At 70.3% G+C, this 11,521-nt stretch carries 11 protein-coding genes, 1 tRNA gene and 1 other RNA gene; 10 read left to right on the top strand and 3 right to left on the bottom strand.

The genetic code is table 11. The annotated features are described in order from the left end of the window. Positions 1-14: 14 nt before the first annotated feature. On the top strand, positions 15-311 hold the full coding sequence (locus tag Vse01_RS16720) for a hypothetical protein (RefSeq protein WP_198413256.1): 297 nt from the start codon (positions 15-17) through the stop codon (positions 309-311). Continuing rightward, a complete protein-coding gene (locus Vse01_RS16715) occupies positions 308-550 on the top strand; it encodes a flavin reductase (RefSeq protein ID WP_093410042.1) in 243 nt (80 codons plus the stop codon). The genes Vse01_RS16720 and Vse01_RS16715 overlap by 4 nt, the downstream gene beginning before the upstream one ends. Positions 551-699: 149 nt before the next feature. Here Vse01_RS16715 and Vse01_RS16710 read toward each other — a convergent pair whose 3' ends face one another. From Vse01_RS16710 to Vse01_RS16700, 3 genes are all read right to left on the bottom strand, one after another. Next, entirely contained in the window at positions 700-1,770 is a 1,071-nt protein-coding gene (locus tag Vse01_RS16710) for a hypothetical protein (protein WP_093410040.1), read from the bottom strand. Continuing rightward, positions 1,767-2,132 (bottom strand): PadR family transcriptional regulator, encoded by a 366-nt coding sequence (locus Vse01_RS16705; RefSeq protein WP_093410037.1) that lies wholly within the window; start codon positions 2,130-2,132, stop codon positions 1,767-1,769. Before Vse01_RS16705 ends, Vse01_RS16710 begins: the two co-directional genes overlap by 4 nt. 242 nt (positions 2,133-2,374) lie before the next feature. After that, positions 2,375-2,459 (bottom strand) — tRNA-Ser (locus Vse01_RS16700). Between the two features lie 81 nt (positions 2,460-2,540). On the opposite strand from Vse01_RS16700, the gene ffs reads away from it, so the two are divergent. The 8 genes from ffs to Vse01_RS16660 all read left to right on the top strand — a co-directional run bounded on the left by ffs (position 2,541) and on the right by Vse01_RS16660 (position 11,480). Next, positions 2,541-2,630: signal recognition particle sRNA small type (gene ffs, locus Vse01_RS16695), an RNA gene on the top strand. A gap of 300 nt (positions 2,631-2,930) precedes the next feature. Then, positions 2,931-5,855, top strand: a complete 2,925-nt coding sequence (locus Vse01_RS16690; protein WP_093410035.1) for a DNA polymerase III subunit gamma and tau — start codon at positions 2,931-2,933, stop codon at positions 5,853-5,855. A 241-nt stretch (positions 5,856-6,096) separates the two neighbouring features. Then, a complete protein-coding gene (locus tag Vse01_RS16685) occupies positions 6,097-6,405 on the top strand; it encodes a YbaB/EbfC family nucleoid-associated protein (RefSeq protein WP_232511434.1) in 309 nt (102 codons plus the stop codon). Between the two features lie 8 nt (positions 6,406-6,413). Further along, entirely contained in the window at positions 6,414-7,007 is a 594-nt protein-coding gene (recR, locus tag Vse01_RS16680; RefSeq protein ID WP_093410030.1) for a recombination mediator RecR, read from the top strand. A 71-nt stretch (positions 7,008-7,078) separates the two neighbouring features. Further along, the gene (locus Vse01_RS16675; protein WP_093410027.1) at positions 7,079-7,516 is read left to right on the top strand and encodes a hypothetical protein; all 438 of its coding nucleotides are present in this window, start codon (positions 7,079-7,081) and stop codon (positions 7,514-7,516) included. A 261-nt stretch (positions 7,517-7,777) separates the two neighbouring features. Further along, positions 7,778-9,439 carry an ABC transporter substrate-binding protein gene (locus Vse01_RS16670; RefSeq protein WP_093410025.1) on the top strand — a complete coding sequence of 554 codons (1,662 nt, stop codon included), beginning with the start codon at positions 7,778-7,780 and terminating at the stop codon, positions 9,437-9,439. Positions 9,440-9,516: 77 nt separating this feature from the next. Next, the gene (locus tag Vse01_RS16665; protein ID WP_093410022.1) at positions 9,517-10,521 is read left to right on the top strand and encodes an ABC transporter permease; all 1,005 of its coding nucleotides are present in this window, start codon (positions 9,517-9,519) and stop codon (positions 10,519-10,521) included. Further along, positions 10,518-11,480: an ABC transporter permease gene (locus tag Vse01_RS16660; protein WP_093410020.1), complete on the top strand. Its 963-nt coding sequence runs from the start codon at positions 10,518-10,520 to the stop codon at positions 11,478-11,480. The genes Vse01_RS16665 and Vse01_RS16660 overlap by 4 nt, the downstream gene beginning before the upstream one ends. Positions 11,481-11,521 lie beyond the last annotated feature (41 nt).

Genomic DNA, 11,521 nt, shown 5'->3' with positions numbered 1-11,521 from the left:
GCGCAGGTGCGATCGTGCCGGGGGAACTGCTGCTGTTGACCCGCGCGGCGTCCCCGCAGTTCGTACACCCGATCACGGTCCGGGTCATTCGACACCGCACCGACTGGACCACCTACGACGGCTGGACCTGGATCGAGTGCTACCAACTCGACGCCCGAGGCAACGCGGTGGAGCGCCGTGAGCTGTTCCTGATGCCGGCCGGCCTGATCCGGCCGGGCGATCGACCCGACTTGCCGCATCCGGCGACGGCGAGCGGTCCTTCGGCGTCTCGTGCCTGGTCAGACCGTTCCGCTGGCGCGGCTCGCCGATGAGACGTCGTCGCCCGGAGCACGTGCCGTCCCGCCCGACCTGGCGCTGCCGGAACTGCGGCGTCAGGTGGCCGTGCAGCGCGGCCAAGCTCCGGCTGCTCGGCGAGTACCGGGAGAACCGGGCCGCGTTGCTTGTGCACCTCGCGACGCTGTACGCGCAGGCCAGCACGGAACTCGGTGACCCGACGCCGATGGTCGGGCTGTTCGACCGCTTCGTGTCCTGGGCGCGTGTGCGAGGTTAGGAGGCTGTCCGCGTACCGTCGCGGGAGTCGGACGGCGTCCCAGCGGGAGCGGCGGGCGGGGCGCGCGGCCGATGGTGTCGGCGGTCCGACCGGAGGCCGCGCGGCGTTGCCGGCGGCCCCCGTCCCCGTGTCGGTCAGGGTCACCGTGCTCAGTTCGCCACGGCGACCTGCTGCGGTGGTTGCTTGCCGGGCCGGGCGACGAGCAGCGTCGCGACGGCGACCGCGAGACCGGCGATGGTCAGCCCGAGGATCAGCCAGGACGGTCCGAAGGGGTAGTAGTACTCACCTGGGGTGAAGGCGCTGTGCACGGTGAGCAGGCCGCCGTCATCAACGCCGCCGTCAGTGCGGACGATCCGCACGGCGTTGCCGTACAGCGCGAGCGTCGGTAGCGCCAGCGCCAGCAGAGAGGTCCTCCAGAGTCCACCGGCGGTCATCCGGCGTCCAAGCGGTGCTGTCGCCATTTGGTACGCGACGGCCGCCGCGACGAGCCAGCCGACGACCAGCCCGACGGCCACGCCGATGGCGACCAGGGGCAGGAAGGCGGTGGTACGGGTTGGCGTGGCGTCGATCGATACGCTGCCGCCGTCGTCGGCGATGTACGCGCGTACCTGGATGAGCAGGCCGCCGGACTCGGCGTCGAACCGCGTGCCACGCAATGTGGTCTCGGTGGTGGTGCCGTCCGGGTTGACCGTGACCCGGCGCCCGGAGAGCGGAGTGGACTCGGAGACGGACCAACCCGCATCGGCGAACCGCTGCCGGACCTGCTCGCCGTTCCAACTGGCCGCGACGGCGTCGGTCACGTTGCTTCGGTGGGCATGCCAGTTCGTCTTCACGCGGTACTGGCTCGACTCGCCGAGCCCGCCGGCCAACTGCATCAGGCGCGTCGAGCTGTCGGCGTCGGGCAGGTCCGCGAAGGTCTGGGCACCGAGCCAGGAGCCGGCGGCGGCACCGAAACCGCCCATGACCAGTGCGGCGAGCAGCGCCGCGATCGCCATGAACGGCCGGCCGGCGGGCAGCCGGAACCGCAGCCGCAAGCCGCTGACGATCAGGTGGAGGGCTTCACCGGCCCGGGGACGGCGCTGGCCTGGTTCCGCCATCTCCAGCAGCGTGGTCACCACCTCGGTACCGTGCCGCCGCCGGTGCCGGCGCGGGTAACTGAGCAGCAGCCGACGGTAGCCACGCTCCAGCCGGTCATCGGCGTTCGGCCAGGCCGCCGTCATCCGGTCACCGTGCCGAAGATGGGGGCGCTCGCCGGGCCGAAGCTCAGCGCACCGCCGAGGCGCCTGCCCAACTGGATCTCGGCGGCGGTGGCGTGCCGGCGCAGCCGCTCGACCTGTGCCTGCAACGCGGCGGCACCGGCGTCGCTGAGCCGGTAGTAGCGGCGCAGGCGGCCCTCGACGGCCTCCTCCCGGTCGACGGTGACCAGGCCCTGCTCGGCCAGCCGGTCCAGGGCGCCGTAGAGGGTGCCCGGCCGCAGCTTGACCTCGCCCGCCGACAGCTCGTCGACCGCCCGGATGACGCCGTAGCCGTGCAACGGCTGCGCCGCCAGCGCGGTGAGGATCAGAAATGTGGGTTCCTGCATGAAGGCGATAGTACGTCTGACGATATATACCGTCAACCGTTCATGCGGCCCGCCTCGCGCTCCCGCTCCGGCCGTCCACCGACCGCCGCGTCGATCATGAACTTGTTGCCGTCGGTGCCGGCGTGGCGCGACAACAACTTCATGATCGATCGACAGGTGCGTCCCGGGTTGAGCTCGGTCGGGGTGTGGAGACGACGAAGGGTCGGCCCGACGGGGCCGACCCTTCGTCCTGCTCAGATGAGCGGAGGATACGAGATTCGAACTCGTGAGGGTGTTAACCCAACACGCTTTCCAAGCGTGCGCCCTAGGCCTCTAGGCGAATCCTCCGCGAGTCAGGATACAGGTCCGCGCCGAGCCGCCCACCCCACCACCCCCTGAGGATCCACGGTCGGTCGGGTAGGCTGGGGACACCTCCCGTGCGGCGGTATCTCGTGAACCTCCCCAGGGCCGGAAGGCAGCAAGGATAAGCGAGCTCTGCCGGGTGCACGGGAGGCCTTCTTGTCTCCGGCGCTTTCGGGCGTTCTCCGGTTGCGGCATCTGGGGGTTTCCCGGCTGCTGGAAGCCGCAAGATGCCGCAACCGGAGTGGATCATCCTGGCAGTGCGCCTGTCGCGACCTGCCGCAACCGGAGTGGATCATCCCGGCACCACGACCTGCCGCGGCGCGGCCTGCCGCACCACGACCTGCCGCGGCGCGGCCTGGCGCAAGTCGGGCGGACCACCCGGAGCAACCGGCGGGGTGGGTGGTCAGGCGGGCGAGGTCGGCGCAGAATGGCTCGGTCGAGAGGAGGCGGGACGCCGTGGCACTGGCGCTCTACCGCAAGTACCGGCCGCGTACCTTCGCCGAGGTCATCGGGCAGGAGCACGTCACCGAGCCGTTGTCGCAGGCGCTGCGCAGCGGGCGGCTCAACCACGCGTACCTCTTCTCCGGCCCACGCGGCTGCGGCAAGACCTCAAGCGCCCGCATCCTGGCCCGCTCACTCAACTGCGAACACGGCCCCACCCCGGAGCCCTGCGGCACCTGCGACTCGTGTCGGTCGCTGGCCGGCGACGGGGCCGGCTCGATCGACGTCATCGAGATCGACGCGGCCAGCCACGGTGGTGTGGACGACGCCCGTGAGCTGCGGGAGAAGGCGTTCTTCGCGCCGGCCAACAGCCGCTTCAAGATCTATGTCATCGACGAGGCGCACATGGTCTCGTCGGCCGGCTTCAACGCCCTGCTGAAGCTGGTCGAGGAGCCCCCGGAGTACGTCAAGTTCATCTTCGCCACCACCGAGCCGGAGAAGGTCCTCGGCACGATCAAGTCGCGGACCCACCACTACCCGTTCCGGCTGATCCCGCCGAAGGTGCTCCGGCCCTACCTTGAGCAGCTCTGCGAGGCCGAGGGGGTGCCTGTCGAGCCGGCGGTGTTCCCGCTCGTGGTGCGCGCCGGTGGCGGCAGCGCCCGGGACAGCCTCTCCGTACTCGACCAGCTCATCGCCGGTGCCGGGCCCGACGGGGTGAGCTACGCCCGGGCCGCCGCGCTGCTCGGGGTGACCGACGCGGCGCTTATCGACGAGATGTGCGACGCCCTCGCCGCCGGGGACGGCGCCGCCGCGTACGCCACCGTGGACCGGGTCGCCGAGGCCGGGCACGACCCCCGCCGGTTCGCCTCCGACCTGCTGGAACGGCTCCGCGACCTGATCGTGCTCCAGCAGGTGCCCGACGCGGTGACCAAGGGTCTCATCGACGGGCCGGACGACCAGATCGAGCGGATGGCCGCGCAGGCCCAGCAGCTCGGCCCGGGCACCCTGTCCCGCTGCGCCGACATCGTGCACGACGGCCTGGTGGAGATGCGCGGCACCACCGCGCCCCGGCTGCTGCTCGAACTGATCTGCGCCCGGATGCTGCTGCCCGGCGTCGACGACGGCACCGGCGGTCTGCTCCAGCGCCTCGAACGCATGGAGCGGCGGCTCACCCTCGCCGGCACCGACGTGCCGCCGGCCACCGCCGGCTCCGCGCCCGCCACCAACCCCCCGGCGGTACGCACCCAGCCTCCCGCCGCGCCCGCGGCTGCCGCCGCGAATCGGGCCGGGACCGGCGCTGCCGCGCCGGCTACCGCCACCTCGTCGAGCGCCGTCCCGCCTCCCGGTCGCGGTAACGCGTCCCCGTCAGCCGATCGCGGCAACGGCCATTCCTCTGGTCACGATGTGTCGGCCGGTCCCGACGGCACGACTCAGGACGCCGGTCGTGGCGGGGTGACCTCGACGGCCGGGGCGGGTACGGGCGGTACCGCAGCCGGTGATGGGGCCGACGCTGGTCGCCACGCCGGCATGAACGGGACAGCTGACGGTCCGGCCGTCGGCCCCGGTGACGGTCGTCCGGGATGGTCGGATGGCACTCAGGACGGTGCGACAAACGGTGCGGCCACGCCCCGGCGACCCGTGCCACAGTCGGCCGTCATGCCCGATCCGGCGACCCCGGAGCCGCCCCGACCCGGCGCGGTGAGTCCCGGCGTACTGGACGCGGTGGCGGTGCGCCGGGTCTGGCCGGAGGTGGTCGGCAAGGTCAACCGGAGCAACAAGCGGATCGCCGCGCTGATGCGCGACGCGGTCGTCCGCGATCTCGACGGGGACACGCTCGTGCTGACCGTGAAGTCGGCGGTGCTGGCCCGGATGATGTCCGACCACGCGCAGGTGCTCACCGACGCGCTCTACGAGGAGTTGGGCGGACGCTGGCAGATCCGCTGCGAGGTGGCCGGCGAACGGGGCGGGGCGTCGCCTGGTCCGCACCGCAGCCCAGCCGCTCCCGGCCCGGCCCCCGCTCCGGTCGCCGCCAGTCCGCAGGTGCCCGCAGGGCGGGCCGACCGGGGTCGCTCCGGCGGTGCCTCCGGCGCTCCTCGGTCGGGTGACCCGGCCGCCACCACTGCTGAGAACAGCGACGACGACTGGCCCGAGCCGGCCCGCCCAGGTGGTAGCGCCGCGTCCGCTGCCGACGACGACTGGCCGGAGGCGGCCCGCCCCGGTGGTGGCTCGGTCGATGCGGCGGCGGACCCGTCGGGCGACCCTCGGGCGACTGCCTCGCAAACCTCGGCGGGGCCGGTAGCGGCGGGCGCCCCGTCGAGCCGTGGCGGGGGTGACGGCTCACCGGTCGCCGGTTCGGACGGCGCGGGGACGCACGCCGCGTCGGGCCGGGCAGCGGCCGGCGTCATGCCCGGCGGAAGCGGGGCGAGGAGCGGGTCGGGTGGACCGGCGACCACCGCCGGGTCAGGTGGAGCGGGGACACACGTCGGATCGGCTGGAGCGGGAACAACCGCCGGGACCGGTGGGGCCCGGGCGAACGGTGGATCGGGCGGCCATGGTTCGAGTGCCGCGCCGCGCCAGGCGGGAGCGCCCAACGGCAACGGCAGCTCCGGTGGTGCCCCGGTCAGCAGCGCGATCGCCGCGGCTCGGGCGGCAGCGGCCGGGCGGGGTACGCGTACCGCCAAGGGAGCCCGGCAGACCGCGGACGCGGAGTTCGCCGGCGAGCCGCCGTACGACCCGGATTTCGACGGCCCGCTGCGCGGTGGCGCGGGACGTCCCGGCGGTGCTCAACCGGCCGTCACCCCTGCCTACGAGGGCTTTGACCCGGGTGACGAGCCACTGGACGAGATCATCGACGAGAAGACCGCCCGCGAGTCGAGCGAGGAACAGGCCGTACGCCTGCTCCGGGAGACCTTCGGCAGCGTCGAGAAGATCAACGACTAACCACCCCACCCCACCCCACCCCACCCCACCCGTCAGCGTCGATCTTGCAGTTCTTGTCTCGACAAATGCTGCCGAAGCCGGCATAAGGGCGACCAAAAGTGCAAGATCGGCGGGGGGAGGGGCGGGGGTGGGGGTGACAGGGGTGCGGCGCGCGGGGTAGGTCGGTGGGTGGCGTTAGGGTGGGCGGCGGCAGAAGAGGCGAGTCGAGGGAGTCATCGTGCGGCCTGGTGGACAGCCGAACATGCAGCAGATGCTGAAGCAGGCGCAGAAGATGCAGCAGCAGATCGCCAAGGCGCAGGCGGAGCTTTCCGAGGCCGAGGTGACCGGCACCGCCGGCGGCGGCCTGGTGACCGCTGTCGTCACCGGTTCCGGCGAGGTCAAGAGCATCAAGATCGACCCGAAGGCTGTCGACCCGGACGACGTGGAGACCCTGGAGGATCTCGTCGTCGCCGCGCTGCACAACGCCACCGAGGCGGCCCGCGAGCTGACCGAGCAGAAGATGGGCCCGGTCGCGGGCGGGATGGGCGGCCTCGGCCTGCCCGGGTTCTGAGCCCACAGATGTACGAGGGCGCCATCCAGGATCTGATCGACGAGCTGGGCCGACTGCCGGGCGTGGGCCCCAAGAGTGCCCAGCGGATCGCCTTTCACGTGCTGTCCGCCGACCCGGCCGACATCAACCGGCTGGCTGGCGCGCTGCGCAAGGTCAAGGAGCTGGTGCGGTTCTGCACCAGCTGCTACAACGTCGCCGAGTCCGACCAGTGCCGGATCTGCCGCGACCCGCGCCGCACCGACGAGGTGATCTGCGTGGTCGAGGAGCCGAAGGACGTGGTGGCGATCGAACGGACCGGTGAGTTCCGCGGCCGGTACCACGTGCTCGGCGGGGCGATCAATCCGCTGGAGGGCATCGGGCCGGACAATCTGCGCATCCGCGAGTTGATGACCCGTCTCGGCGGTGGTGCGATCCGTGAGTTGATCCTGGCCACCGACCCGAACACCGAGGGCGAGGCGACTGCGACCTACCTCGCGCTGATGGTGAAGCCGATGGGGATCGCGGTGACCCGGCTGGCCAGCGGCCTGCCGGTCGGCGGCGACCTGGAGTACGCCGACGAGATCACCCTGGGTCGGGCATTCGAGGGCCGCCGCGCCGTGTGACGGATCAGCCGAGCGGCGGCGGGCCGTCACCGTAGAGCTCACCGGTTGCCCGGGGCGCGAGGGAGGTCGAGGTGCGGCAGGAACGGGACGACCGGCCCTGGGCGCCCTCGGTGCTGGCTGCCCTGCTGGTGCTTGCCGTGCTGGCCGGTTGGTGGTGTGTCGCGGGGAAGATGCGCCAGTTCCGCGAGGCGAGCGACCGCGGCGAGGCGGCGGCTGCGGCGGAACTCGACCGGCGGGTCGGCGACTACGCCGAGGCGGTGATCGCCGCCGGGGCAGGGACATCCGACGACAGGTTGCGCACCCTCGCCGCCGAGCAGGGGATGGATGTCTGGGAGATCCGCCGGGAGCCGGAGCTGTCGCTGGTCGTCCAGTCGACCGAGGCCTACGGTCCATGGCCGGACGGGTTGTTGCAGCTTTGCCATCGACTCGATTTCCGGGCCCTGGGCGCGCCCGATGCCGGCTCCGATCTGGTACGTCTGCCCTCGTGCCCGACGCCGCCCACACCGTGACAGGCACCTGCCGACGGTATGACACACTGCTAGTGATCCGCCCAATCGATGTAACAGAATGATATCGATTGTTTGGGGCTATTGAGCGTTTTTGTCCGTGAGCCTGCTGGTCCGCGTGACCGGGGCCAGGCACTAAGGACACGATCCGGTACCAAGAGCTTCCAGCGCCGTTTCCCGCCGGTCCGAACGGGAGCTAAGGTCACGGCCATCGGTGACCCTGTCACCACGTTGTCCGTACCCCTAAGGACGAGGTGAAGCACCATGCGTGCATCCAGGCCGAAGGTCGCTATCGCGGCCGTGGCGGCCGCGGCCCTCGCGGTAGCAGGCTGTGCCGAGAGCGACCGCGAAGGTTCCAGCGGTAGTAGCAAGGACACCCTGGTCTTCGGCGTCGCCGGAGACCCGAAGGTGCTCGACCCCAGCTTCGCCAGCGACGGTGAGTCGCTGCGCGTGGCCCGCCAGGTGTTCGAGACGCTGGTCCGCCCGGAAGAGGGTGGCACCAAGGTCAGCCCCGGCCTCGCCGAGTCCTGGGAGCCGGACGCCGCAGGCACCACGTGGACGTTCAAGCTGCGTTCCGGCGTGAAGTTCCACGACGGCACCGACTTCAACGCCGAGGCCGTCTGCGCCAACTTCGACCGCTGGTACAACGCCAAGGGCCTGATGCAGAGCCCGGACGTGACCGCGTACTGGCAGGACGTCATGGGTGGCTTCGCCGCCAACGAGGACGACACCCTCGGTGAGAGCCTCTTCAAGTCCTGCTCCGCCACCGACCCCACCACGGTCGCGTTGACCTTCAGCCGGGTCTCCAGCAAGATCCCGGCCGCCCTGATGCTGCCGTCCTTCTCCATGCACAGCCCGAAGGCGCTCCAGGAGTACGACGCTAGCAACGTCTCGGGCAGCGCGGACGACATCAAGTACCCGGCCTACGCGACCGAGCACCCGACCGGTACCGGCCCGTTCAAGTTCAAGACCTGGGACATCGCGAACAAGACGCTGACCCTGGAGCGGAACGAGGACTACTGGGGCGACAAGGCCAAGCTCAAGAGCCTGATCTTCAAGACCATCTCGGACGAGAACGCCCGTAAGCAGGCGCTGCGCTCCGGCGACATCCAGGGCTACGACCTGGTCGGCCCGGCCGACGTCCAGCCGCTCAAGGACGAGGGCTTCAACCTCCTGACCCGCCCGGCCTTCAACATCCTCTACCTGGCCATCAACCAGAAGGGGAACCCGAAGCTGGCGGACCTGAAGGTCCGGCAGGCGCTCGCCCACGCCATCAACCGGCAGGCCCTGGTCGACTCGAAGCTGCCCCCGGGTGCTCAGGTCGCGGTGAACTTCTTCCCCGACACGGTCGAGGGCTGGAACGGCGACGTCACCAAGTACGAGTACGACGTCGAGAAGGCGAAGTCGCTGCTGGCCGAGGCCGGTGCCTCGGACCTGACCCTGCGGTTCCACTACCCGACCGAGGTCACCCGGCCCTACATGCCGAACCCGAAGGACCTGTTCGAGCTGGTCTCGGCGGACCTCCAGGCGGCCGGCATCAAGATCGAGCCGATCCCGCTGAAGTGGAGCCCGGACTACCTCAACGCCACCACCTCCGGCAGCGAGCACGACCTGCACTTCCTCGGGTGGACCGGCGACTACGGTGACGGCTACAACTTCATCGGCACGTTCTTCGACCGGCAGAAGGACGAGTGGGGCTTCAACAACAAGGCCCTGTTCGACAAGTTCCGGCAGGCGGACACCACTGCGGACCAGGCGGCCAAGGTGGCGCTCTACAAGGAGTTGAACGCCGACATCATGAACTTCCTGCCCGGCGTGCCGATCTCGCACTCGCCGCCGGCAATCGTGTTCGGCAAGGACGTGACCGGGGTCAAGGCGAGCCCGCTCACCGACGAGCGGTTCGCCACCGCGGAGTTCAAGTCCTGATCTGACGCACCGACCACGGGCGGGCGCTGTGACCCACAGCGCCCGCCCGTGATCCCTTGCCCCCTTCCGAGGCCGCCGTGTTCCGGTTCATCGTCAGACGCCTGCTTCAGCTGATACCCACGCTGTTCGGGCTCTCCATCCTGTTGTTCATCTGGCTCCGGCGACTGCCCGGAGGCCCCGAGACCGCCATTCTCGGCGAGCGGGGCACACCCGAGATGCGTGCCGCGATCCGCCGCAATCTCGGTCTCGACGAGCCGATCCTGATTCAGTACGGCCGGTTCGTCCGTCGGATGATCCGCCTAGACCTGGGTACGTCCATCTCGACGAAGCGCGAGGTGACGACGGAGTTCCTGCAACGATTCCCCGGCACCGTCGAGCTGACCATCACCGCGATGGTGATCGCAGTCGGCATCGGCATTCCGCTGGGCTACCTGGCCGCCCGTCGGCGCGGCCGGTTCCTCGACCACGCCTCCGTCGGCGGGTCGCTGATCGGCATCTGCATCCCGGTCTTCTTCCTCGCGTACATCCTCAAGGCGATCTTCTCGGAGAACCTCGGCTGGTTCCCCTCCAGCGGCCGGCAGGACCCGACCATCGGCGCCACCCGGATCACCAACTTCTTCGTCCTCGACGGACTGATGACCCGGGAATGGGACGCAGCGGCCGACGCGCTCATGCATCTCGTGCTGCCGGCGCTCGCCTTGGCCAGCATCCCCTTGGCGATCATCGTCCGGATCACCAGGGCCAGTGTGCTCGAGGTGCTCAACGAGGACTTCGTGCGTACCGCCGAGGCCAAGGGCCTGACCGAGAACGTCGTCCGCCGCCGGCACGTGCTACGCAACGCCATGCTCCCGGTGGTGACCTCGATCGGTCTGCTCACCGGTGGCCTGCTCTCCGGCGCGGTGCTCACCGAGACGGTCTTCGCCTTCAGCGGGATCGGCGCCTTCCTCGCCGACTCCATCAACCAGCGCGACTATCCGGTGCTGATGGGCTTCATCATGATCATCGCCGTGGTCTACGTGCTGGTGAACCTGATAGTGGACCTCTCCTACAGCCTGATCGACCCGAGGGTGAGGGTCCGATGACGACCATCGGTGGCAAGAAGCGAGAGAAGATCGACCGACTCGCCGAACTGGCCGCCCGCGACGAGGAGCGGGGGGTGAGCCTCTGGCAGGACGCCTTCCGTCGGCTGCGGCGCAACCCGGCCGCCATCATCGGCGCGGTCATCCTCACCGTCTTCGTCCTGGTCGCGCTGATCGGCCCGTTCCTGGTGCCGTACGGGCCGACGGACACGATGGGCATCCGGGAGGGCGTCATCAAACCGGGGGTCATCCCCGGATCCTCCAGCGAGCACTGGTTCGGTTACGACCACCAGGGCCGGGACGTCTTCAGCCGCATGATCGTCGGGGCCCGGCAGACCCTGCTGGTCGGCGTGGTGGCGACCCTGATCGGTCTCGCCGTCGGCGTGCTGATCGGCGGTGTCGCCGGTGCCGCCGCCGGCCTCGGCGGGCGCTGGGGCCGATGGGTCGACAGCACCCTGATGCGGTTCATCGACATGCTGCTGGCGCTGCCGAGCCTGCTGCTGGCGGTCAGCATCGCCGCACTGCTCGGACCGAGCCTGACCACGGTCATGATCGCGGTCGGCATGGTGTCCGTGCCGGTCTTCGCCCGGCTGCTGCGCGGCTCGATGATCGCCCAGTCCAACAGCGACTACGTCCTGGCCGCCACCTCGCTCGGGGTACGCAAGTCGAAGATCGCCCTGGCCCACGTGCTGCCCAACTCGCTCGCCCCGGTCATTGTCCAGGCGACGCTGACCCTGGCCACAGCGATCATCGAAGCGGCAGCACTGTCCTTCCTCGGGCTCGGCAACCCCGACTCGGCAACCCCCGAGTGGGGCGTCATGCTCGCCGACGCGCAGCAGTACCTGGGCATCCGGCCCGAGCTGGCCATCTACCCGGCGGTCGCCATCATCATCACCGCGCTGGGCTTCACCCTGCTCGGTGAGTCGATGCGTGAGGCCCTCGACCCGAAGCTGCGGAAGTAGGCGTGCCGAGCATGAGAAGCGCGCATTTGACCTCCGTGGCT

Origin of the sequence: Micromonospora sediminimaris (assembly GCF_016863575.1) — a bacterium.
Classification (GTDB): domain Bacteria; phylum Actinomycetota; class Actinomycetes; order Mycobacteriales; family Micromonosporaceae; genus Micromonospora; species Micromonospora sediminimaris.
The sequence above is the reverse complement of the archived record's forward strand: the minus strand, read 5'-3'. Positions and strand labels throughout refer to the sequence as shown.

Coding starts and splice junctions, on each gene's coding strand:
- Vse01_RS16715 (WP_093410042.1), top strand. CDS start 308: ATGAGACGTCGTCGCCCGGAGCACGTGCCGTCCCGCCCGACCTGGCGC.
- Vse01_RS16710 (WP_093410040.1), bottom strand. CDS start 1,770: ATGACGGCGGCCTGGCCGAACGCCGATGACCGGCTGGAGCGTGGCTAC.
- Vse01_RS16705 (WP_093410037.1), bottom strand. CDS start 2,132: ATGCAGGAACCCACATTTCTGATCCTCACCGCGCTGGCGGCGCAGCCG.
- Vse01_RS16685 (WP_232511434.1), top strand. CDS start 6,097: ATGCAGCAGATGCTGAAGCAGGCGCAGAAGATGCAGCAGCAGATCGCC.
- recR (WP_093410030.1), top strand. CDS start 6,414: ATGTACGAGGGCGCCATCCAGGATCTGATCGACGAGCTGGGCCGACTG.
- Vse01_RS16670 (WP_093410025.1), top strand. CDS start 7,778: ATGCGTGCATCCAGGCCGAAGGTCGCTATCGCGGCCGTGGCGGCCGCG.
- Vse01_RS16660 (WP_093410020.1), top strand. CDS start 10,518: ATGACGACCATCGGTGGCAAGAAGCGAGAGAAGATCGACCGACTCGCC.